This window comes from Epilithonimonas sp. JDS, assembly GCF_021261315.1.
In the GTDB taxonomy this organism is placed as follows: Bacteria; Bacteroidota; Bacteroidia; order Flavobacteriales; family Weeksellaceae; genus Epilithonimonas.
Genome location: NZ_JAJSAX010000003.1, coordinates 221804 through 246743, shown reverse-complemented (window position 1 = coordinate 246743; position 24940 = coordinate 221804). Strand labels below are relative to the sequence as shown.

The 24940-nt window shown below is 37.6% G+C and carries 18 protein-coding genes; 10 read left to right on the top strand and 8 right to left on the bottom strand.

Annotation, left to right across the window (positions count from 1 at the left end; genetic code table 11):
• The first annotated feature begins 29 nt into the window (after window positions 1-29).
• Entirely contained in the window at window positions 30-1181 is a 1152-nt protein-coding gene (locus LUD75_RS11535) for an alpha-hydroxy acid oxidase (protein WP_232705823.1), read from the top strand.
• A gap of 75 nt (window positions 1182-1256) precedes the next feature.
• Here LUD75_RS11535 and LUD75_RS11530 read toward each other — a convergent pair whose 3' ends face one another.
• The 4 genes from LUD75_RS11530 to LUD75_RS11515 form a co-directional block, all read right to left on the bottom strand.
• Window positions 1257-2303 carry a GntR family transcriptional regulator gene (locus tag LUD75_RS11530; RefSeq protein WP_232705822.1) on the bottom strand — a complete coding sequence of 349 codons (1047 nt, stop codon included), beginning with the start codon at window positions 2301-2303 and terminating at the stop codon, window positions 1257-1259.
• Window positions 2304-2587: 284 nt separating this feature from the next.
• The gene (locus LUD75_RS11525) at window positions 2588-4723 is read right to left on the bottom strand and encodes a hypothetical protein (protein WP_232705821.1); all 2136 of its coding nucleotides are present in this window, start codon (window positions 4721-4723) and stop codon (window positions 2588-2590) included.
• 200 nt (window positions 4724-4923) lie between these two features.
• Window positions 4924-8532, bottom strand: coding sequence for a DUF4450 domain-containing protein (locus tag LUD75_RS11520; protein ID WP_232705820.1), 3609 nt, complete (start codon window positions 8530-8532; stop codon window positions 4924-4926).
• Window position 8533: 1 nt separating this feature from the next.
• On the bottom strand, window positions 8534-9937 hold the full coding sequence (locus tag LUD75_RS11515) for a glycoside hydrolase family 28 protein (protein WP_232705819.1): 1404 nt from the start codon (window positions 9935-9937) through the stop codon (window positions 8534-8536).
• A 257-nt stretch (window positions 9938-10194) separates the two neighbouring features.
• Between LUD75_RS11515 and LUD75_RS11510 the strand changes: the two genes are divergently transcribed.
• On the top strand, window positions 10195-11625 hold the full coding sequence (locus LUD75_RS11510; RefSeq protein WP_232705818.1) for an SDR family oxidoreductase: 1431 nt from the start codon (window positions 10195-10197) through the stop codon (window positions 11623-11625).
• Between the two features lie 75 nt (window positions 11626-11700).
• On the opposite strand, the gene LUD75_RS11505 is transcribed toward LUD75_RS11510, so the two are convergent.
• From LUD75_RS11505 to pyrH, 3 genes are all read right to left on the bottom strand, one after another.
• Window positions 11701-12627, bottom strand: coding sequence for a beta-1,6-N-acetylglucosaminyltransferase (locus tag LUD75_RS11505; RefSeq protein WP_232705817.1), 927 nt, complete (start codon window positions 12625-12627; stop codon window positions 11701-11703).
• A gap of 228 nt (window positions 12628-12855) precedes the next feature.
• A complete protein-coding gene (frr, locus tag LUD75_RS11500; protein WP_034968049.1) occupies window positions 12856-13410 on the bottom strand; it encodes a ribosome recycling factor in 555 nt (184 codons plus the stop codon).
• Window positions 13411-13580: 170 nt separating this feature from the next.
• Window positions 13581-14288 carry a UMP kinase gene (gene pyrH / locus LUD75_RS11495; RefSeq protein ID WP_232705816.1) on the bottom strand — a complete coding sequence of 236 codons (708 nt, stop codon included), beginning with the start codon at window positions 14286-14288 and terminating at the stop codon, window positions 13581-13583.
• A 184-nt stretch (window positions 14289-14472) separates the two neighbouring features.
• On the opposite strand from pyrH, the gene porQ reads away from it, so the two are divergent.
• The 5 genes from porQ to LUD75_RS11470 all read left to right on the top strand — a co-directional run bounded on the left by porQ (window position 14473) and on the right by LUD75_RS11470 (window position 17617).
• Window positions 14473-15468, top strand: a complete 996-nt coding sequence (porQ, locus tag LUD75_RS11490) for a type IX secretion system protein PorQ (protein ID WP_232705815.1) — start codon at window positions 14473-14475, stop codon at window positions 15466-15468.
• A gap of 99 nt (window positions 15469-15567) precedes the next feature.
• Window positions 15568-16245, top strand: coding sequence for a (d)CMP kinase (cmk, locus tag LUD75_RS11485; RefSeq protein WP_232705814.1), 678 nt, complete (start codon window positions 15568-15570; stop codon window positions 16243-16245).
• 94 nt (window positions 16246-16339) lie between these two features.
• Window positions 16340-16717, top strand: coding sequence for a YtxH domain-containing protein (locus LUD75_RS11480; protein ID WP_232705813.1), 378 nt, complete (start codon window positions 16340-16342; stop codon window positions 16715-16717).
• A gap of 92 nt (window positions 16718-16809) precedes the next feature.
• Complete coding sequence (locus tag LUD75_RS11475) at window positions 16810-17118, top strand: hypothetical protein (RefSeq protein WP_232705812.1); 309 nt, start codon at window positions 16810-16812, stop codon at window positions 17116-17118.
• A gap of 4 nt (window positions 17119-17122) precedes the next feature.
• The gene (locus tag LUD75_RS11470; protein WP_232705811.1) at window positions 17123-17617 is read left to right on the top strand and encodes a phosphoribosyl-ATP pyrophosphatase; all 495 of its coding nucleotides are present in this window, start codon (window positions 17123-17125) and stop codon (window positions 17615-17617) included.
• A gap of 3 nt (window positions 17618-17620) precedes the next feature.
• Here LUD75_RS11470 and LUD75_RS11465 read toward each other — a convergent pair whose 3' ends face one another.
• Window positions 17621-18349, bottom strand: a complete 729-nt coding sequence (locus tag LUD75_RS11465) for an RNA methyltransferase (protein WP_232705810.1) — start codon at window positions 18347-18349, stop codon at window positions 17621-17623.
• On the opposite strand from LUD75_RS11465, the gene LUD75_RS11460 reads away from it, so the two are divergent.
• The 3 genes from LUD75_RS11460 (at window position 18335) to LUD75_RS11450 (ending at window position 24909) form a co-directional block, all read left to right on the top strand.
• Entirely contained in the window at window positions 18335-20923 is a 2589-nt protein-coding gene (locus LUD75_RS11460) for a BamA/TamA family outer membrane protein (protein WP_232705809.1), read from the top strand. The genes LUD75_RS11465 and LUD75_RS11460 overlap by 15 nt on opposite strands.
• A gap of 15 nt (window positions 20924-20938) precedes the next feature.
• A complete protein-coding gene (locus tag LUD75_RS11455) occupies window positions 20939-21973 on the top strand; it encodes a polyketide cyclase (RefSeq protein WP_232705808.1) in 1035 nt (344 codons plus the stop codon).
• Between the two features lie 125 nt (window positions 21974-22098).
• Window positions 22099-24909, top strand: coding sequence for a 2-oxoglutarate dehydrogenase E1 component (locus LUD75_RS11450; RefSeq protein WP_232705807.1), 2811 nt, complete (start codon window positions 22099-22101; stop codon window positions 24907-24909).
• The last annotated feature ends 31 nt before the right edge of the window (window positions 24910-24940 follow it).

Below are 24940 nucleotides of genomic sequence, written 5' to 3'. Positions count from 1 at the left end.
AACTATCAACCATCAACTATCAACCAATTATGTCATTTCCATTTGATACCAATTATGCTTCGCTAGAACTTCTGATCGAAAAAGCGAAGAAAAGAATGCCTCGTTTCGCTTTTGAATATCTGGATGGCGGTTGTAATGAAAATATCAACCGTGATAGAAATACAAGTGAATTAAGAGATGTTCTGCTTCGTCCGCAATATCTTCAGGATAATTACGTAGAGGCCAATATGGAAACCGAATTGTTTGGAGTTAAATATTCTGCACCATTCGGAATTTCGCCGGTTGGTCTGCAAGGTTTAATGTGGCCAAATGCGCCCGAAATTTTAGCAAAAGCAGCTTTCAAACATAATATTCCATTCATTTTAAGTACCGTTACGACAAGCAGTATCGAAAGAATCGCTGAATTAACGGAAGGAAAAGCGTGGTATCAACTTTATCATCCGAGAGAAGAATGGCTGCGAGACGATATTCTAGAACGTTGCGAAGCTTCCGGCTATGACGTTTTGGTAGTTTTGGCCGACGTTCCGACTTTTGGTTACCGAGCCAAAGAAATCAGAAATGGTCTGGCAATGCCACCTCAATTGAATTTGAGAACGGTTTCTCAAGCGATGGTAAAACCACAATGGTGTCTGGAAATGCTGAAACACGGCGTTCCAAGCTTTGCCACGATGGATAAATATATGGACAAAAATATGGGCGTTAAACAGCTCGGACAGTTCATGAATTCAACTTTTTCCGGCAGATTAAATTCAGACAGAATCAAAGCGATCCGTGACAAATGGAAAGGGAAATTGGTCATCAAAGGCGTTGCGTCAGACGAAGATGCTGCGGAATCTGTACGTTTAGGATTTGACGGAATGATCATTTCCAATCACGGCGGAAGACAGTTGGATGCTGGAGAATCAACAATTTCAGTAGTCAAAGAAATCAGTGAAAAATACAAAGATCAAATCAAAATAATGATGGACAGCGGCGTAAGAACCGGTCCGGACGTTGCCCGCGCATTAAGTTGTGGTGCTGAATTTACATTTATGGGAAGAACATTTATGTACGCAGTTGGAGCTTTGGGAGAAAAAGGGGGCGATCATATTATCGAGATGCTAAAAATGCAGTTCAGACAAGTGATGGAGCAGCTTTGTTGTAACGAAACGACTGAATTAAAAAATTATAGAGTAAAATAATATAGTTGTTTTAATAATTTTATTCTAATGAAACGGGTTTTTAAAGCTCGTTTTTTTTTATTTAAATAAATCCAATTATAAAGATTCTCTCTCAATAAATTTAAAAACATTATTAACCTGCTCTTTCTTATTTTTCAAAACCATGTAAGCCGCAGATTCAGCCATCGCTTTAAAATCTGTTGTGATCACAGTAATTCCCAATAATTCCTTCAAAGGTGTTTCATTATAGGAAATGATGCCTATATCTTCTCCTAGTTTCAGATTTTTCTGTCTGATTTGTTTTACCAAATTCACCAGATCACGTTCCTGAATGGTAATGAAAATATCCTTGTCCTGCAGTTCCATATCAGGATAGATGGCGTCCAGAATTTCATAATCCAGTTTAAACTCTTTACAAAATTTCTCAAAACCTCGAACAATTCGGAAAGGGTAGGGATTGATGGATTTGTCCGGATAGACCAAAATTATTTTTTCATATTTTTTGATTTTCTCCAAACCTTCCTTCAAAGCATTGTAAATGTCGAGTGCAAAATCCTGAAAAACAGAGCCATATTCCCCGGAAATATTTGGTTTTGTATTGTCCAGCATTACCAATTTATTCTTCGGAATCTTCTCAATCATATCGATCACTTCCTGCGTAGAGCTGGTATGTTTGGACTGATCATCACGGAAATGAGGCATCACAACATAATAATCAAAACCGCCCAAATTTCGCTTCAAAGCATTGATGAAAAGTGTTTCGTCGCAATGGTAAATGTACATTTCAACATTTCCTTTTGTACCGATGGCGTTTACGAAATAATCGTAAATCATCATTTTGTAAGTGCTCGGCTTGTTGATCAGAAAGAAAATATTAATGACATCATTCTTATTAATTCTCGAAATATAATAACCTTTTCCCTTTACAGACTCGATGATCTGCCTTTTTCTGAGTTCCTTGTAAGCTTTTTCAACAGTATCTCTTGAGAGAAAACAAGCTTCACTAAGTTCATTAATAGAAGGTATTTTTTCTCCAATTTTAATTTCTCCACCGTCAATTCCGTTTAGAATAGAATCTACAATCTGTTTGTATTTTGGAACGCGGGAGTTTTCGTTAATATTGACTTCGAATATTTCTGACATGACCTTTGGTAGGATATTACTTCAGTTTTAAAAAATCTGATTTCTAAAAATTGATTCAATTATGATACACAAGATACTAAATTTACATTAATATACTTTTATTATTTTCAATCCTTCAAGATGTAGTGTTCATCGACTTTTATCTCGATTATGATTTTAGGCTTAATGAAAAAGAAATATCACTTTTCACTTTACAGATTGCAATTTTTATCGTTTTGAAATAATTTTAACCACAAAAAAAGCCTGCCATTTCTGACAGACCTCCTAACTAAAATATGAATTTTTTAAGGCATCTTTTTAAAACCTTCTGCTTTTATTTTCCAGCTTCCGTCTTTCGGGAAACCCGGATATTTTCCGGTAGAGCTGTCCCAACCTTCCAGCATCATCGCAACAGTTGTCAAAACACCGCCGTTTCCGGGAAGATAAATTCTAAGACGTTTGTCCTGGAAGTTATGTCCGTTTTTCAGATAGGTATTGGTTTGAATGTTCATAAACAAAGCATCCAAAGCTTTATTTGGAAGTCCCAGTCTTGCTGCGTTCATTGCTGTCATCGGAAAATCCCAACCCCAGGTATGTTCCCAGTTCCATCTTTCCCAAACGATATCAAGGGTATTTTTCATTATTTTTTTATCCAGTTTCGGAGATTCAGGAACCATTCCCAAGGCACCTAAAACTGCTGGGTGGTCGGTCATCCATTTTGGAAATGTGAACGAGTCTTTTGCCGATTCTGTCGATAAATAGACACCATCCTGAACCGGAAGCGGAGCCAGTTTATTAATCACATCATCCCATTTTTTATCTCTCGGCTCACCCAATCTTTCTTTCCACTGCTGAGCGATTTTCAGCGACCAATCCCAATATGCGACTTCGTAAGTAGGGTTGTAAGTATCTTTCGCTGGGAAAACTTCCTGAGCCGGAATTACGCCTTTTCCTAAGTTGTAGCGGTTTTTCTCCTTGTCATAAGTAGCAAAATCAGCCATAAAATCAGCCGTTGCAAAAATCAAATCTTTATATTTTTCAAGAACCTTTTTGTCTTTGCTGTTGCGGTACAAAAGTTCGGTCATATAAATGATGTGTGGCTGTTCCCAAATCAAAAATGCAGCAACAGAAGAGGGACTTTCATTACCTTCATTGTCCGACATTTTAATCCATCGGACACCTTTATAACCTTGTCTTTCGGCTAATTTTTTGGCTTTATCAAATGACCTGAAATAATAATCCAGTTGCTTTTCCAAAATTTCCGGTCTGCCCCAAAGTGCAAAGTGAACGCCGTGCCACCAATGCATTTCCGTGTGCGGTTTCCCGTACCAGCTGTTGAATGTCAAACCCGTTTCCTGAGGCGGATTGTTCCCACCACACTGAACTTTCGTTAAGTATTCTGACAAGACAACTCTTCTTTCAAGCTCATTGGCTCTCGGGTCTGTACTTCCTTCAAAATCAACGGCAGCACCGCTTTCCCAGAAGTTTTTCCAGCCAGAAGTACTTTCTTTTTCTGCATCAGCGAATAAAGTTCTGTTAGATTTCGGACTTTTAGCTGAAAACTCAACACTTAGTTCTACGGTTTTGTTTTTCGAAGAAGGCTCGTAAACGAAGTAGTGTTTTCCGGCCTCACGAAGTTTTCCTTCCGTAAAATTGAATTGAGTATAATAATCCGTGCTTTGTAATTTGTGCTGAATTAAACCCTGCGTCGACTGAGAAGAAACAATTTTCGTGGTATGTTCGTTTTCTCTTCCGTAAAATGCAGCGTCATCCAAAAACTGTCCTGACGGATGTGGATATTTAGCAAAAACTTTAAGCTTTCCTTTCGCCACCAAATCAGATTCAATTTTCACCCCGATTTTATCTGAATTTTGGAAAGAAGCCGTCCAGACTTTTACCGGAGTTCCTTCCAGAGAAAATTCGCTGGTGATAATTCCCGTCCACAAATCAATTTTCTGATTGACATTGGTCAGGTCTGAAATTTTTGCTTTCTGACCGTCTTTTTTCGTCAGTTCAAGCCCGATATTTCCCAACTGCAAACGGTGTTGGTTCACACGGAAATATTCCACAGCACCTTTATTTCTTTCCGGTTCTTTGATTTGGACGCTGTATAAAGCTTTTCTCCCGTCGTTATTGAAATCGTAAGGCTTCAAAGTTTCCTCAAATTTATAATTCTCTTTATTCGGAAAGCTGTTCCAGCCCCATTCAGACTGTGTTCCGAGAGAAACACCGTTTTTGTAATATTCAGGAAACGACTGCATTCCGGTGATGTCAACCGTGTAGGCAAACTTTCCGTTTCCAACCGTAAAAGTGGAAAGCGTATCGGCTTTTGTGTTGACAATATTATGTCGCTGAACGACCTTTTTCCGGTCAATTTTCTGGGCATTCACTGAAGAAAATCCCATCAGGAAAATCCCTAGATATATTGTAATTTTTTTCATTTTTCTTTTTATTTCAGTAAATAAATTTGTTCAATGTTATATTTTATTCTGGGCAGCTATTGATTATCTCGAATGTTAATTTTTTTTATGGCAGACATTTCCGCCTTCCACTCCCAATCTTTTGTTCGTCGTTCCTCCTCGCAAAAGGATTTCCGTTCAAGTCGGGCTGCAATATTTCTCGTATCAAAATAGGACGTCATTTATTTCAAAACCGTCGCACTCATCATTCCAATCACCACATCATTGCTCACAGCCGTTAATTTTATTGATTTTAATTCTTTAGTCGCATCAATCGGCAAATCCAGAATTGTGGCAGAACCACCATCCACCTGACGGTCTGTAAATCCTTTGATACTAGAATATTTGCTCAGAGTTCCGCCTTTGTACAATTCTCCGGTCTTCAATTTTACACGGTACGGAATTTTATCATCCGGAATTTCAAATGCAAAATTATCATCAAACAAATCCTGCTCAATCGGCCACCAATTCGTCGGGTTTTTCAATTCTAATTCTGAAGTTGAACCATCAACATACTGAACCATAATTTTTCCGTTCACAATCTGCGACTGCATCGGATTCGTCGTTCCTGCCATTAGAAAATAGATTTTCTTTCCTTTTCCTGAAATTGGAATTTCAAGAGCATCTGAATAATTATCCCACTGACTGACAAAGGCAATATTTTTATCGGTTTTATCAATTAAAAATGGAATTCCAAGGAAATCAACTTTGCCATTTTTTCTTTTACTCATCAATCCGCTGTCATCGATTTGAGCGGTAATTAGCGGATAACACCAGTTTCCGATTCCCTGCCAAGGAAGCTGTAAAGTCGGAACTTCCAGTCTCGGCGAAAGGTATTTCTGATTGAAAATTTCAGTCACTTTTTCGTTGTATTTTGACGCTAATGAAATGTTGTTGAATTTACCTTGGTTTTCTATTTCCCAGTCTGTAATTTCAATATTCTGTTTGATTCCGTTGTACTCAAGCACGATTGAATTTGTTCCTTTGCTTAAAACATTCGCCGGAATTTCAATAACTGTATTTTGATTTTTTTGAATCGAGAAAGTTTTGTTTAAAACATTAACAGATAGTTTTCCATTAATCGGATTTGCTAATTTTGATTGAATATGAAGTTGTTTATTCACCCATTTGGTCTCCAAAGGAAAACGAATTTCAACATTCACAGGTTGCCACCAGGTTGTTCCATTTTGCTCGACCTGAATGAAGAAAGTTCCTTTTCTTTCTTTATTATCTAATGTAATTGCCTGATTAACCACCCCGTCTTCTCCCTTCGGTCGAATCCACCCCTCCAAAGGAGGGGAATTTTTGATTAGTCCTTGCGGGTCGTAGATATTTTTTATTTTCTTTTTTGAATCAAAATTCAACTGAAGATTTTCGGAAATATAATTGATGTAATCGGTTTGCTCGTTTTTCAGTTCTTCTCCGGAATAGTTGATTTCAATCTTAAAATCTTTTCCTTTTGGCGTTTCAAACTGAACAAATGGTTGCAGAATGGAATTGGGTTTAATCTTCCAATCCACTTTTTTACCGTTCACCTTCACCGATTTGATGTTGGAATAATTTACAGGAATCTGCATTTCCAACGCCACTAGATTCTGATATTTTGATTTAAATAAATATTCAGTCTTTTTTGAAGTTCTGGTAAACTGATAATCCCAATCCGGAAGTTTCAGCTCGGCAGAATTCCAGTCCTTCGGGAAACCGGGTTTGATGCTGATTTTATTTTCCAGTAGATTCGGATAAACTCCGAAAAGTCCTTCCGTCAAAGTTCTTGATGCCACACCAATTGGGTCAGCGAAATCTCTGTACAGTTCGCCACGAAACGCGTCGTAATGAGAAAGCTGTTCAAAATTTCCTGGACTGATGCCGTAATACATCGACTCCACCAGATTTCCTTTCCAAAGTTGATAAGCATCCTCAGTTCTTCCGGCTTGCCAGTACGCCAAAGCGGTCTGTAAATTTTCCGCCAAAGCGACATTGTTAATCGACCAATCGTATGGTTGCCAACTTGTTGTTGCTAAAGTAAAATAGTCTTTATTATCAGCACCTTTTACCGTAATAGGAATTTTTGGTGTGTGATGATTAATGTACTGTAAGTTTTGGTAATCTTCAAATTCATTCAGAATAAACGCATCGGAAACGTGGTAAATCGACCAGATTCCCGGTTTGTCGTGAACGATTTGATTGCCCAAGGCATCCTTGTATTCGGCGAAATACCCTTTGTCTTTTATCCAAAGCTGGTTTTTCATTGCTTTTAAAATCGAATCCGCTTCCTGTTCATAAGGTTGAGGATTTTCACCAATGATTTTCGCCAGTTTCGCCATTTCACGGTTGGCTCTGTAATTATAAGCTGACGTATGCGTCACCTTTCCACCCGAATATTGCAGGGCATCGCTCGCCCAAATCGCCGCGTAAGCATCATACAAATCCCCACGTTTGAAATTCCGTTTTTCCCAGTCCATATGAAGAACCATTGTCGGCCACATTTTCTTCAGGAATTCTTTGTCTCCGGTGTAATTGAAGTGCGAAAACATCTGGTCAAAAAACACCAGATTCATATCGTAATGATGCGGTTTTGTGTTGTCATTCGGATTTCTGGAAATGTATCCGCTTGAAAAAACAGAAGTTCCCATTTTTTCCTCGTGTCGGGCAAGATGTCGCATCGTGTCCATTTCGACAGGTGCAAAATCGGGTTTCAGAACCTGCGAATTGGCATAACTTTCAAAATGTTCTTTTGCTCTGTCGTGCCAGTTCAATGCATCGGCTGTGTAAGCGCCACGCCACGCATTCAAGCGCATTCTCCAGGCAACGGCGCCGTGAAGAAAGGTCGGACTTTCCCAAATTCCATCCGCAGCAACCGCTAAATTGGCTCCGAAATTATTTAAATCTGCATCCGGAGTTTTTAGCTGAATTCTATTCGTTAATGTTAAGCGGGATTTTTCCGCTTCATCAAAGATGTTTTTCAAATCTTCATCTGAAAAGTTCTTATTTGAATTTCCTTTCGCAACCTGAATATAAACTAGTTGTTTTTGTGAAGAATACGAAGCGTAAACTATCGGAGATTTGTCTGTTTTATTTTGAGTAAACTCACCCAGTTTTTCCAAAGTCTCAGCATCAGTTTGCTGTAATGAAGTGACATCAGAAAAACTTCCGTAAACGGTTTGAGTTTCTTTTTTCTTATTTAAATAATTGAGCTGAAACTGATTTTTATTCAACTGAAACTGATTGTTCAGACAATATTCAGGCAACAGATAAAATCCGGATTCCGGGTCTGCGCCGATGTCGCCGTTTCTGCTGAAAGTCGTTCCGCTCGCACCGCCGTAAACAGCATAGATTTTTGTGGAAGAATCTATATTCACAGTTTCCATTTTTAAAACCAAACCTTCTTCCTTAGCCTGTGCCAGAACGGTCAGTTTTAAAATTCCGTTTCCGAGAATTGGGTCTTTGATTTCATACAACATCGTTCCCGGTCGGTAACGTGTTTCAATTTTATCAGCCTGAATTAATTTCTTAATCGAATTTCCTTTCTGAATAACAAACTGAAGATTCCCGCCCATTCCCGGAAGATACAGTGCGAATTCAGGCAAATCTCCCGCTTCAACTCTCGAAGCACGGTTATCACCATATAAAGCACGGTTGAATCTATACTTTCCGTTGACCAGTAAAAAATCGCCATTGTCTTCTTTATAATGCAGTTCACGCTCATTATTCTGCCAATGTTTTGATTGGGAATAGGAGAGTGAGAATGCCGATAAAACCAGAAGTCCGGCGAAAATGGTTTTTCTTCGCATTTTATGGTTTTAACTCAGTTAATGGCTGTCCGTTAACGGTTACATTTTTTAAAGTCACATTTTTCAGGTAATCCACTTTGTAAGGAATCTGAACGCCAACCATTTTTGCATTAATCATCGTGAAATCCGTTACTGGCGAAGATTCATAAGCATCAGAAAATACGGCATATTTCCCGCCTTTATCAACGGTTAAATTCTCAACCCAGATGTTTCTGATGGTCGGAATGTGATTTCCCGGCTTTTCATAATGCATATTGAAACGAACGGCAGCTTCTTTGTAAGCGCCCACTTTTGTGTTGTAGAAAAATACATTTTCTATCGTTCCGCCACGGCTGGAGCTGGTTTTAATTCTCAACGCACGGTCAAGATTTTTGCTGTCCATCACGTTTCCTATGGCGTAAATATTTTTCGCACCGCCCGCAATTTCACTTCCAATTACAACACCGCCGTGACCGTCTTTCATTTCGCAGTTTTCGATGATGTGGTTTTCTGCAGGTCTTCCGATATCTCTTCCGTCTTCGTCTCTACCTGATTTGATAGCAATACAGTCGTCTCCGGTATCAAAATAAGAATCTTTAATCCAGACATTTTTACAGGCTTCAGGGTCGAAACCGTCGTTGTTTGGTCCGTGGCTGATTACTTTTACTCTTTCAATCAAAACATTTTCACACAAAACAGGATTCAGATTCCACATTGGAGAATTTTTCACCAAAACATCTGCCATATAGAAGTTTTTAGACTTGTAAGGCTGAACGAAATTGGGTCTTAAATACCATCCGTCCCCAAAAATTCTTTCTCTTGCTGGTGTTCTGTTGGCCATATATTCGTGAAGTTTTGCTCTAGCAGGGTTTTGTCTTCCCGGACGCGATGTGTTGTAGCCATATTTTGTAGCACCACACCAGAACCACCAGTTGTCTAAATCTGAATTTCCATCCAAAGTTCCTTTTCCGGTCACGGCAATGTTTTCTTCTTCATAAGCATAAATCAAAGATGAATAATTCATACATTCCATTCCTTCCCAGCGTGTGAAAACGATAGGATAGTCGTTGCTGTCCTGACTGAACAGAATCGTTGAACCATCGGTCAAATGAAGGTTTACATTAGATTCCAGATAAATTGCACCCGTCAGGAAAACTCCATTTGGAACCACAACTCTTCCGCCTCCTTCAGTGCTACATTTTTCAATCGCTTTTTTGAAAGCTTCCGTGTTTTTTGTTTTTCCGTCACCTACTGCACCGAAATCTGTAATCAGATAGTCTGCTTTTCTGAATTTTGGAGCTTTGATTTGTTTCTTTAAAGCTTTGATTTCTTTTAAAGGTTGCTTTGCGGAAGTCCACGGTTTATATTGAGCCGATAACGATATCGACATTAGCATTACAATAAGGAGTGAAATGTATTTTTTCATAATATTAAAGATTGAATTGTATCGGAAAGTTACTATTCTAAGGCAACATTCTTTTATAAACGCAATCTAAAATAATTATGACTATTGATTGTCCTGCACTGTCGGTTAAAATAAAATATAGACTCTCTAACATTTAAATATTTTATAAATTAAACTGCATCAGATATTTCAAACGCATTTCATTATAATTCTGAAATTGCCAATTGCCTTACCTAGGCATCTTAATTGTATAGTGTCAACCAATCAAATTATCGATTATGAAAAAAATACTGCTGACCGGAGCAACGGGATATATCGGTAAAAGAATGATCAGCGTGATTGCTGAACAAGGTTATAAAGTAGTCTGCTGCAGTCGTGATGTCAGTCGTTTTTCGAAACCTGCAGGCATTAAAGATGATTTGATAGAAGTGATTGAGGTCGATTTCCTTAAAAAAGAGACGCTGAAAAATATTCCGGATGATATTTCGGGTGGTTATTACCTTATGCATTCTATGAGTGCCAGTGACGATTATGAAGAATCTGAGAAAATTTGTGCCGAGAATTTTGTCTCTGCAATCGAGAAAACTAATTGTGAACATATTATTTATCTTTCTGGATTAGTGAATGGGAAAGAACTTTCCAAGCATTTGAATTCGCGATTTCAGGTCGAAAATATATTAAAAAATTCTAAAGTTCCTGTTACCGTTTTACGCGCAGGAATCATCATTGGATCGGGAAGCGCATCCTTCGAAATCGTCCGCGATCTGGTGGAAAAACTACCAGTGATGGTCACTCCAAAATGGCTCAATACCAAATGTCAGCCAATCGGAATTGCCAACGTACTTGACTTCCTTATTTTCACACTTTTCAAAACAGATGCTTATGACCAAAGCTTTGACATTGGCTGTGATGACGTCCTAACTTACAAACAGATTTTGATGGGATACGCCAAGGAAAGAGGTCTGAAACGCAGGATCTACACACTTCCTGTGATGACGCCAAAATTGTCATCTTACTGGTTATATTTCATCACAACTACATCATACAATCTGGCGAGTTCGCTTGTTGGGAGTATGAAGATAGAAGTAGTCTGTAACAAGGAAAGTCTGGATCAGATTAAAAAGATCACAGGTGTCCATCCCTTTTCTTATGAGCAGGCTTTGCATCGGACGATGGCAAAAATTCAGGCTAATGAAATCAGATCCAGCTGGAAAGACAGTTTCATTAGCAGCAGGAATGATTCTTCTCTGAAAGAATTTATTGAAGTTCCACATTTTGGCTGTTTCAAAGATATAAGAAGTTATAAATACGACGATCGGGAGAGATGTCTCAATCGGGTTTTTGGTCTTGGTGGAAAAAATGGATGGTACGGGCAAAGTCTTTGGAAAGTCCGCGGATTTTTAGATGTTTTGGTTGGCGGACCGGGACTAAGAAGAGGCCGGACACATCCAACGCAACTTCACGAAGGCGATGCACTGGATTTTTGGCGAGTGCTGTATGCCAATAGGGAAGAAGGAAAACTCATTCTGTTTGCCGAGATGAAACTTCCCGGCGAGGCGTGGCTGATGTTCAAATTATACAAAGGAAAACTTTGGCAGAAAGCGGTTTTCCGACCGAAAGGACTATGGGGAAGACTTTATTGGTTTTCTGTTTTACCATTTCATGGAATTATTTTTAAAGGAATGGTGAAGAAACTGGCGACAGAATAATATATTTCGATACCATTCATAAAAACAAAGTCACAATTATTAACTGTGGCTTTCATCATTATACTTATAAAAATTTTATTCAAAATTTACTTTCGATAGCGGAACATCATAATTAACTTTAATCAGATCGATAATCTGATTATCCACACTATCATCAAATTTCCTTGCAAACAGATTACTTCCTGCAGTTAAAAATCCCAAATCATCTGCTGTAAATGTTTTTGGACGAAGTTTGATATCGCCATCCGGAATCCAGATGATGGCTCTTTTATCATCATTCACGATCTGTCCTGCGAATTTGGTATTCATCAAAACAGTCTGGAAAAAAGACTCGTCTGCAATCAAAGTGTTTTTGTAGTAATTTTCGAACTTTTTGACTTCCGAACTGGTGCAGATGAACGAGCAGCAATCTCGTGACAGCATCATCCATTGTCCGCCAATGTAAGGTGTCACATCCTTCATAAACTCTCTTTCGTAAGTCAGCGGTGAGATTTTGTCATCTACTTCATCGAAGTAATTTTCGATCCTGTTCATCGTCTCGGGACGAATCGTTTTTTGATTTGCGACTTTAATATAATTTTTACCCTTATTTAAAGTCAGAAATTCCCGAATGATTTTTTGAGACTTTAATGGATAATCCTGACCGCTAAGATTGATGAAGTAATCCCAATGAGCATCAATATTCAGTAAGAAATTAATACCGTCCAGTTCCGCCTGTACCATACTGTAGCCGCCCCAGATTACATTTTCACTTTTGAGGATGTAAACATTTTCGAAATCTTTCAAATAAGACTCAACTTCGGTTCCGAGTTCCTTTTCAGCTTTTTTATCGATGTGGATCAGATAATGATTATCTTTTTCATAGATGGCTTCGAAGAGTCTTTTGAATTGATTTGGTAAGCGGTGCACCAGAATGAGGTAAGCGATATTAATTGTTTTTTCTGACGAAATTTCGTCGAGGATGGCATCGCTATTTTTGAAGCGTTTCTGATCAGTTTTCATAAAAATATTATTTTAGTTCACGAGTAACGATACACTTCCATAATATAAAGCGAAACCTGAATTTTCTACAAGTTACAACAAAATTAATTGATAATGAGTTATTTATGATAATACTGAAATTCTGAAAAACTTAATGATGAATAACTTACAACCTTGATGGAATTCCACTAAAAAACCCCGTTCCAAAAATCTGAAATGGGGTTATATTCTTTATAAAAAAACAGAAACTTAAACTTTTAAGATTTCCGCTTCTTTGGTTTTGTAAGCGTCGTCAGACTTTTTCACGTAAGCATCTGTCAGATCCTGGATGTCTTTCTCAGCACCTTTAATCAGGTCTTCCGCGATTCCATCAAGTCTTTTCAGTTCTTTGTTACCTTCCTGTCTTGCGTTTCTGATCGTAACTTTCGTTTGATCCGTTTCACCTTTGGCCTGTTTTGCCAATTCACGTCTTCTTTCCTCAGTCAAAGGCGGAACGTTGATGATAATTACGTCGCCATTGTTAGACGGTGCAAATCCAAGGTTTGAGTTTACAATTCCTTTTGCAATCGCACCAATTGCCGTTCTGTCCCAAGGCTGGATAGAAAGCGTCATTGCGTCCACTACAGACACGTTTGCAACCTGACTAAGAGGCGTTGGAGCACCGTAATATTCCACCATCACGTCCTGAACCATAGATGTAGAAGCACGTCCGGCTCTGATCTTTTGGAACGCATGATCCAAATGCTTGATTGCAGCATCCATCTCTTGCTTTGCGGAGGCTACAATGAGTTCTAATTCTTCCATTGTATATTTAAAATTTGATAATTGACACATATATTATTTAATCAATGATAGTTGATAAGTGATAAATGATTTTTTTAAACTGCTATTTCTGCCTTTCGTTTACGCTTATTACTCTGAGGTTCTCGAAATAAAACAAGGCTTTAAATCATCTATCAACCATCATTTATCATTTACACATTAACCAGCGTTCCGATGGTTTCACCGTCGATAAGTCTTTCAAGGTTGCCTTGTTTGTTCATATCAAAAACGATGATCGGCAATTTGTTTTCGTGGCTTAATGTGAAAGCCGTCATATCCATTACTTTCAGATTTTTCTCAAAGACTTCGTCGAAAGACAAGCTGTTGAATTTCACAGCATCTGCATTTTTCTCAGGATCGCTGTCGTAGATTCCATCTACTCTTGTTCCTTTGAGGATCACATCTGCATCAATTTCGATTGCTCTAAGTGTCGCCGCAGTATCAGTCGTGAAATATGGATTTCCAGTTCCCGCTCCGAAGATGACAACTCTTCCTTTTTCCAGATGGCGAACCGCTTTTCTTTTGATGAATGGTTCAGCCACTTTGTCCATTTCGATTGCAGATTGAAGTCTTGTGATGATTCCTGCATCTTCCAAAGCGCCTTGCAATGCCATTCCGTTGATCACCGTTGCCAGCATTCCCATATAGTCGCCCTGAACTCTGTCCATTCCTTTTGCAGCGCCAGCCAATCCTCTGAAAATATTTCCGCCACCAATCACGATTGCTACTTCGCAGCCTTTGTCGACTACTTTTTTGATTTCGACTGCATATTCTTTCAGTCTGTCGTTGTCGATTCCGTATTGGCGTTCTCCCATTAGTGCTTCACCACTTAGTTTCAGAAGGATTCTTTTGTATTTCATTTATTTTGTAATTACTTTTTATTTTATCAAAAAGAATAATAATGATTGAAGTTTCAAATTTATTTTAATTTTTGACTGTGCAAATATAATGAAAGGAAAAGAATTACGTTAATGAAAAAGATAGTCGTTCAAAAATTTTGATAAGCCTCAAAATAGATTATTTTTGCAAAGCTAAAAGACAGTGTTGAAGAATTTTTACAATCTCTTTTTTATCGTAATTTCTAGCGTGGTTTTTTCTCAGACGGGAACCACGGTTTATCAATTCCTGAATATTCCGATTTCTCCAAGACAGGCCGTTTTGGGCGATGCCGTTTCTGTCCGTGATTATGATGTCAATTTTACAGCTGCCAATCCGGCTTTGATGAATCTTGAAATGGACAATATGCTGTCTGTAAACTACGCTTCATATCTTGCTGATACAAAGATTGGAAGCATTAGCTACGTTCGCGATTTGGAATTTGGACATTTGGTTTCCTTCAATGCGCGGTATATGGATTACGGATCTATGCCGAGAACGGACGAAAATTCCATCATCAATGGCGATTTCTCTGCGATGGATGCTTCTGTAGGACTTGGTTATGCTTATCAATTCGAAGATAACTGGACTATTGGCGCGAACGTTAATTACATAACTTCAAAAATCGATACTTATTCATCTTCAGCCATTACTGCAAATGCGGGTGTGACTTATTATTTTGATAAAAGCAATGAGACGCTGGCGTTGGTTTTCAGGAATTTTGGTTATCAGATTCAGCCCTATAATGGTGTTCGGGAGAAATTACCTTTCCGAGTGGATTTAGGTTATACGAAAATTTTGGATGAATTTCCTGCTGCCATTACGATTACAGCTCACGATATTCAACAGCCGAATATTTCGGCAACGACAGATATCAACGGACAGCCGACAAAGTTTGGAAGAAAAATTTTGGACCACTTATCTTTCGGAGCCGAATTGTTTCCAGGACAGGCTTTTAATCTTAGGTTCGGATATAATGTGAAAAGAGGCGGCGAATTGGCAGTTTTGGATCAGAGAAGTTTCACGGGATTGTCCGCAGGTTTGAGTATTAAGATTTCATCTTTCCGATTCGATTATTCTCATATGCGTTATCATAATTCTTCCAATGTCAATATGATTGGTCTTACGATGGATCTTATCGAACTTGGAGGAAATAGAAGATAGATTAGGTTTGAGAGTTTCTACTACTTTACTATAAGTTGAATTTTCATTAATCTTTAATTTATGTAATGTCAAAATCTCAGAATTTTTTAATTTTGTGGTATGACAAAAAAACCGGTTATCGCGATCGACGGATTTTCATCCACAGGGAAAAGTTCCATTTCTAAAATCATTGCAAAAAATCTTGGTCTCATCCATATGGATACGGGTGCGCTATACAGAGGCATCACCTATTTTGCACTTCAGAATTCTATTAATGATGACAAAAGCATTAATATCGAAAAATTACTAACTGATCTTCCAAAAATTAATCTTGAATTTCAGAATGTTGACGGCGAACTCCAATTATTCCTGAATGGTAAAAATATCAATAAAGAAATCCGTTTTCCACAGGTTTCTGACAATGTAAGTCAGGTAGCAAAAGAAGCCGATGTCCGAAATTTCTTATTGAAAACCCAAAGAGATATCGCTGAAAAAGGCGGTGTAATAATGGATGGCAGAGACATCGGAACAGTTGTCTTACCAGATGCAGATTACAAATTTTTTATGACAGCAAGTCAGGATGAACGTGCCAAAAGACGTTTCCTGGAACTGGAATTGGCAGGCGAAAAAACAGACATTGAAACGGTAAAGCAAAATCTAATAACAAGAGATAAAATCGACAGTGAAAGAGAAGTTTCGCCTCTAAGGCAGGCTGATGATGCTATTCTGATTGATAATACAAATATTAATAAAGAAGAAACAATTGCACTGATTTTGTCCTATATCAAAAAGTTTTAACAAAATTTTAAGAGGATGTTTCTCTCTTTGGCATTTTAGTTGTAAATTTATAAATAACATTATCGAATTTATAATTAACTCAAAAATAATAACAATGTCAAAAAAATCAAACTCAGCAGCAGTATTAGCTGCATTGTTAGCAGGAGCAGCAACTGGTGTAATTTTAGGATTGCTTTACGCTCCGGAAGAAGGTAAAGAAACCAGAAAAAAAATCAAAGACAAAGCTAATGATCTAAAAGACAGAGCAGTCGATGAATATGGTAAAACCTCTGAAGTTGTGAAAGACAAATATTCTGAAGTATCTCACAACGTGAAGGATAAATACAACTCTCTATCTTCAACTTTCAAAGAAACAGCTCAGAATGTAGCTTCTACAGTAAAAGACAGTTATGATAAATACAAAGATCAGATTGTTTCCAAAACTTCTGATGTAGTAAAAGACGTTGAAACTGAATTGGACGGTTTGAAATAAGCCTTATATTTCAGTATTCTCGAAAAGGAATTTAATTTTTAAATTCCTTTTTTTGTAAATAATTGTGTAATTTTAAATTTAATAAGATTCTTATGATTGATATTATAAAAGATTATACGACCAAGCGTCTGGATCTGATCAAACTTCAGTTTACAGAAAAATCTTCTTTGTCAGCTGGTATTATCGCATTTTTATCAATCGTGGTAATTGCGTTTTCATTTTTTATCATCCTTTTTAACTTCGGCATTGCTTTTCTCATTGGTCAGTCTATTGGCAGTATGGGATACGGATTTCTTATCGTTGCAGGATTTTATTTTGTTGTGATGATTGCTGTTTTTTTCTTGAAGAAATTGATCGTCAAATCCATTGCAAATCAGGTTATCGACTTTCTAAAAAAATAAACTTATGGCAACTAAATATACTAATCTTGATGAACTGCGAAGTGAAAAAAGACTTCTGAAACAGGAAATTGGAGAGCTGGAAGATATTCTGACTTTCAAAAGTAAAAAGGAAAGCCTGAGTGTGATGACAAATGGCCTTACAGATAAATTCCTGAAAGAAACCGTGGATGAAGAGGGTGAAAAATCACTGTCTCTGGATACGCAGAATATTATGAGGGAAATATCTACCGGACTGAAAGAAACTGCATCTAGAAAAAATGTTCTAAATTTGGCAAATGATGGCGTAAAATCCGGATTGCTGGAAACAACAATCAAAATGGGAACAGTAGCGCTGGTAAGTAATTTTGCAAAAAAAAGTGTGATGAATAAAAATTGGAAAAGAAAAGCAGTTGGGCTGGCGTTGGTTTACCTCGCACCTTATGCCCTTAGATTTATCAGAAAAAAACTGGATGAATATCAAAAAAACAAAACAGCATCCAGCTTAGAAAAATTAATCTAAATTTTACTTTTTAGAAAAAATTTCTCCCAGAATGATTCCGGCAGACATAGAAACATTGAGACTCTCTGTTGACTGTGACTTTCCGAATCTTGGGATTGTAATCATTTTAGTAATAAGATCTTCCGTGGAAGGTCTTATTCCGTTTCCTTCATTACCGAAAACCAATGAAAATTTCTCCGGAAATGTGGTTTCGTATATATTTTCTCCATTCATATCTGTTCCGAAAACCGGATTTTGATAGTCTTTAAAATATTCTTCAAGATCTGTATAAAAAACATTAACTCTAAGGAAAGAACCCATCGTTGCCTGAATTACTTTTGGATTATAAATGTCTACAGTGTCATTGCTGCAAACAATTTGTTCTATTCCGAACCAGTCTGCCAATCTGATGATAGTCCCCAAATTCCCCGGATCCTGAATGCCATCCAGAATTATTTGAATCTTCACATCCTGTAAAATTTTTCTTTCCGGAATCTTACATACTGCAACCGAATCTTTCGGATGTTGAAGAAAACTAATCTTTTTCAGATCATTAGGCAAGATTTTTTCAGCTTTCAACGTTTTGAAAGTAATATTTTCAGGATCAACAGAAAACAGGTTTTCGATTTCGTAGTCAGAGTTGGGCAGTTCTTTTATAATTTTATTACCCTCAACTAAAAACAAATTGTATTTTTGCCTGTATTTCTTTTTATCCAGAGATTGTATAGTCTTTATAGTATGAGCAGTAAGCATAGTAACAAATATTTTCAAAAATATCATATATTTTATTACTCCGCAATTTTAAGTGTGATTTTGTACGCATGCAATGTGACCAAAAAAGTACCTGACGGCGAATTTCTCCTTACAAAAAACAAATTTGAATACACAGATGGCAAAGTCTTAGGCGACGAGCTTCAGGATATGGTGGCTCAGAAACCTAATAAAAAAGCACTCTTTATTGCGCCGCTAGGACTGATGTTCTACAATGCTGCCAATCCCAAATACGATACAATCCTCAAAGAATATATGACGTACCCAAGTGAGATGAGAAATCAGAAACTTCGGGATTCATTAGCCGTGAAGTACAATCATCCGGAGTATGTGGGGAAAAATCTTTTTTGGAATCGTTTTTTTCATACCGTTGGAAATCCGCCGGTCATTTTCAGTGATGCAAAAACCAAGCAAAGTGTCAAAAGTATCAATAACAGATTGATCAACCGAGGCTATTGGGATGCAGAAGTGAAAACTACCGTTGACAAAGATTCTGCGGCAAAGAAAGCGGAAGTAGAATATATCATCACTCACAAAGATGCGACGAAAATAAAAGAATATTACTACAATATTCCGGATCCTAATATCAGAGCATTGTACGAATCCAGATTAGACAAAAGCCTTGTGAGAAAAGGCCAAATCCTTGATGAAACCGTGCTTGAAAAAGAAATCACCAGAATTAATGATTTGGCAAAAGAGGCCGGATACTACAAATTTAATAATGACAGCCAGGATATTTACTTCGTAGCAGATTCTTTGAACAGCAGAAAAGATGTGCCCGTTGTAATGTCTATTCATAAAGATTCCGCAGATACACCTTACCGGAAAGCTACAATTGGAAGAATCAAAGTTTCCGTAGCGAGGAATATTAATGATACCAAACTTCCTCTGAAAGACAGCATCCGGGGAATTAATATCTACAGAAAAGACAGCGCTTACAGAGCTAATGCACTTTGGCTGCCAATCACCTTGAGAACCGGCGAAGTTTACAAACAGACTAATCTGGATCTTACCAGAAGAAACCTGATCGCGATGAACAACTTCACAATACTGAAAGCATCTGATGAATTGAGAAAAGAGGGAACTGCCGCAGAAAGAGACAGTATTATTGATGTAGAGTATGTTTTGAAACCGCTTCCAAAGTACGAGTTCAACATTGCAACAGATATTCATTATTCCCAAATCCTGAATTTTGGTTTCTCGCCGTCGGTAGATTTGACAACAAGAAATGTTTTTGGAGGCGCAGAAAACTTAGTCACGAGCTTTTCAGGAATTATCGGGACTACGAAAGATCCTAAAAATCCAAATGCTTTTTTCAACGCTTACGAATTATCTGCGCAGGCTTCTCTTCAGTTTCCGAGATTGCTGGTGCCGTTCAAAAATTATTGGAAGCTTGTTCCCAAAAGATATTCACCAACTACGAGTATTAATCTTGGAGCATCCGTCCAAAATAATATTGGATTAGGGAGAATTAACTTCAATACGGGTTTGAGCTATTATGCCAATGTAAATGACGGACGAGTGCAGCACAGATTGACATTGTTTAATACCCAACTAAGTTTAACTCAAAACAAAGACGGCTATTACAGCTATTTTCCTGCTGATAATGAGATTAGAGATAACATTTTTAAGCTTTACGATGTAGATCATCCTGGCGTAATTAATTCAGGTTCCTATGATCAAGTTTCGGCAATCATTTTGGCAGATACACCATTCGTGAACAATCTTATTAATTCTGACAGAAATCTGTTGTATAATTTCCTTCAGTCTATTTATAATAAGGAGCGGCAGACTCAGGATGTTATTATTTCTTCAATTATTTATAATTTCACTTACAACGAGATTGGAAAAAAAGATTACGTCAATCCATTTTCTTTCACAGGTAAAGTAGAAATCGCAGGTAATTTCCTGAATGCCGTGACCAAAAAAGAGGAGAATTATTTGGTTTATGGTAACACCAAGACCATTTTTAATATTCCGTTTTCACAGTTCATCAAGTTTGATTTTGACTACCGAAAATATTTTACTTTCTTTAATGACCGGGCAAAACCGCATACTCTGGCGTTTCGTCAGTTTGTAGGAATTGGGATTCCTTATGGCAATTCTACAGAGATGCCTTTCGTAAGATCGTATTTCAATGGTGGCGCTTACGACATCAGAGCCTGGGTCGCTTTTGGTGGTCTTGGACCAGCCGATTCTCAGTTGGACGAAAGGGTTCGTTCTTACGCGATGGACAATGTGAAGCTGACAACCAGTTTAGAATACAGATTGCCGCTTAATGATACTTTCGAAGCGGCTTTGTTTACCGATGCGGGAAATATTTGGGGATTGAAAGATAATGGATTTGGAGACCAATTCAAATTCAAAAAATTCATCAGCCAGATGGGTGTCGGCAGCGGATTCGGAATCAGAATGAATATTGCCTATGTGAATCTGAGGTTAGATTTGGCTTACAAGATGCACGATCCAAACCGTCCGGAAGGCGAGAGATGGGTCATCAGCAAAATTCAGCCACTCAAACCGACGATCAACTTTGCTATCGGTTATCCATTCTAAAATTTAAAACTAAAAATGCGTCTTCTCAAGTTCATTATAATTATCATTCTTTGCTTATTCGGAATTTACTCTATCTCAATGACTTTTGTGGATGAGAGCAAGAGTTTTGTCCATCATTCTGAGATCGCATATCCTGTAGACAAGGTTTTTCCGCAGTTTAATAATCTTCAGAATTTCACAGCCTGGAATGACTTTTTTAATGGGAAAGAAGATATCAGCTACAGTTTTTTCACGCCTTACGAAGGTCTGGGAAGTTCTATGAAATTTTCTGATAAGAAGAATGATGACTTCGGAGATTTGTTTATCCGATATTCCAATCCCAACAGGACTTTGCGTTACCAGCTTTTTGAAGGTGACAGCAATAATCCTTATTTGATTGATGTTAAATTCGTCCCGGCTGGGAATAAAACCAAGATGATCTGGAATATTCACACACCGAAAAGAAGCTATTTGGAAAGGTCTCTCAATCTTGTCGCGGAAGATTTTTTTGTCGAGAATATTGATAAAAGTATGAAGAATCTTTTTCAGCTTTTAGGAAATAAAGTGGATAAAGATCAACAGCTGGCATCAATTAAATATGACAGTGTAATGGTGGAAAACCGGGAAGGCGGAATACTTTTAGGCGTTAATGTAAGTACCAGAAATACGAAAGAAATTATTTTCAAAAACGTATTGATGAATCATAATAAGGTTCTCAACTTCGTGAAATCTGATCTTGGGAAGAAAGATGATGAAATCGGAGTTCCGGTTTTATTGACCAATCCAGCGAATTTAAAAGACAAAGAAATCTCATATTTCTACGGCGTTCCACTTTCAAAAAGAGTGTCTGTCAGCGATAATAATTTCAATTTTCAAACGCTGAATGCTTCCAAAACCTATGTCATCTATTTTCAGGGAAATTACAACAACCGCATCAAAAACATTCAGGAGCTGCTGAAAAAGGCGAAAAAAGACACACTCAGAAACGGGCAGCTAATGGAGGAGTTTCTCGAAGAACCCACTGATGTTCAGGATGTAAAACTAAAATTATCTCTGCCTGTTTACCGCTAGAAAATCTGATAAATATCATGTATATTTACGGGAATAAATAGCCGCTTTATATGCCATTCCACAAAAATTTCGTAAATTTGGTGGCAATTATTTAATAATAAATATTTAACAGATAATCTGTAATAATGGATAAATTTTCATTTCTAAATGCTGTACATGCTCAATTAATTGATGATATGTATGCGCAATACCAAAAATACCCCGATTCTCTCGAGCCTTCTTGGAAGTCTTTTTTTCAAGGTTTTGATTTCGCTTTAGAAAACTATGGCGATGATGATTCGGTTTCTGCAGCGCCTTCAAGTTCTGCTCCTGTTCAATATGCTCAGCAAGCTGTCACTAATAATGCGGTTTCAGAAGATATTTCAAAGGAATTCAAGGTTGTTAATCTGATCGAAGCTTACAGATCAAGAGGTCACCTTTTCACCAAAACAAATCCAGTAAGAGAAAGAAGGTTTTATTTCCCTACGCTTGATATAGAAAATTTCGGATTGTCTAAGGAAGATCTGAATAAAAAATTCAATTCTGCAACACAAACCGGAATGCCCGGACCTGCGACTTTGCAGGAAATCATTACGCACCTTCAGAACATCTATTGTGATTCTATCGGTGTGGAATATATGCACATCCAGAATGTAGAGGAGAAGAAGTGGATTATGGAATGGGTAAACGTTAACGAAAACCATCCAAACCTTTCTGCGCAGGAAAAAACTGAAATCCTTTTCAAATTAAACCAAGCGGTGGCGTTTGAAAATTATCTTCACACAAAATTTGTTGGTCAAAAGCGTTTCTCTCTTGAGGGTGGCGAATCTTTGATTCCGGCTTTGGATCAATTGATTACAAGATCTTCTCAGCTGGGCGTTGATGAAGTTGTTCTTGGAATGGCACACAGAGGACGTTTGAATGTTTTGACTAATGTTTTCCAGAAATCTTACAAACAGATTTTCTCAGAATTTGAAGGGAAGGAATTTGAAGAAGATGTATTCTCCGGTGACGTAAAATATCACTTGGGTTCTTCTAAAAAAATCACGACAGCAAACGGAGAAGAAGTTAGGATTAATTTAACGCCGAATCCATCACACCTGGAAACTGTAGCTGCCCTTGTAGAGGGAATTTGCAGAGCCAAAGTTGATAATACATACAAAGACGATTATTCTAAAGTTCTACCAATCGTGATCCACGGAGACGGTGCGATTGCTGGTCAAGGTATTGTTTATGAGATCGCTCAAATGATGAATCTGGAAGGTTATAAAACGGGCGGAACAGTTCACATCGTTGTTAATAATCAGGTTTCTTTTACAACTAACTATACTGATGCAAGATCTTCTGTTTACTGTACAGATATTGCAAAAGTGACAGATTCTCCAGTAATGCACATCAATGCTGATGATGTGGAAGCTGTTGTTCACGCCATCAGATTTGCTGCAGATTTCCGTGCGAAATTTGGTAAAGACGTTTATATCGATCTTTTAGGATATAGAAAATATGGTCATAACGAAGGTGATGAGCCAAGATTTACTCAGCCAAATCTCTATAAATTAATCTCAAAACACCAAAATCCAAGAGAAATCTACAAAGATCTTTTGATTAAAGAAAATGTTGTTTCCGATGAGGTTTTAAGCAAAATGGAGAAGGAATTCAAAGCTTTGCTTGATGAGAATTTTGATGCTTCAAAAGAAATCGAAAGAAATACGATGGACGTCTTTATGAAAGACGACTGGACAGATTTCCCACTCGGTGGAAAAGGTTGTGTTTCAAATTCTAATGTTGATACAACTTATGATATTGAAAAATTAAAGGAACTGGCAGTTAAAATATCGACACTTCCTGCAGACAAAAAATTCATTAATAAAATTACCCGTCTTTTCGAAAACAGAGTGAAGATGGTTGAGAATAATTCTTTGGATTGGGCAGCAGGAGAGTTGTTGGCTTATGCAACACTTCTTACGGAAGGTTATAACGTAAGACTTTCCGGAGAAGATGTGGAAAGAGGAACGTTCTCTCACCGTCACGCCGTTGTAAAAACTGAAGATACAGAAGAAGAATACATCCCATTAAGACAAATCAACGAACAAAGATTTGATGTCTATAATTCACATCTTTCAGAATATGGTGTTCTAGGATTTGACTATGGTTATGCTATGGCTGCTCCTAAAACATTGACAATCTGGGAAGCTCAGTTTGGGGATTTTACAAATGGTGCTCAGATTATTGTTGACCAATATTTGGTTGCTGCTGAAGAAAAATGGAAAATCCAGGACGGTTTGGTAATGATGTTGCCTCACGGATCGGAAGGTCAAGGTGCAGAACACTCTTCTGCTAGACTAGAGAGATTCCTTACGCTTGCTGCAAATGAGAATATCATTGTTGCGAACATCACTTCTCCGGCTAACTATTTCCACTTGTTGAGAAGACAAATGAAATTCGGATTCAGAAAACCATTGGTGATCATGACGCCAAAATCATTGTTGAGACATCCAAAAGTAGTTTCTCCATTAGAAGATCTTGCAACTGGAAGTTTCCAGCCAATTTTGGACGATCCAACAGCAGATCCTGCAAAAGTGGAAAGATTGGTGCTTTGTACGGGTAAATTGTATTATGATCTACTTGCTAAGAAAGAAGAATTGAATGATGATAAAGTAGCATTGGTAAGACTTGAGCAAGTTTATCCGTTAAATTTTGAAAAAGTTCAAGCCATCTTTGATAAATATAATAACAAAAAAGACTTGATCTGGGCTCAAGAAGAACCTGAAAATATGGGCGCCTGGAGTTTCATCTTGAGAAACTTTAGAGATACGAACATTCAGTTGATTTCTCCAGTTGCAAGTGGAACGCCTGCACCAGGAAGTCACAAGATGTTTGAGAAAAACCAGACGAAGATCATCAATTCTGTTTTTCAATGTAACGACGAACCTGTAAAAAGACCAGTTACAGCTTAATAAAATTAATAAACTATAAAGAATAACAGTC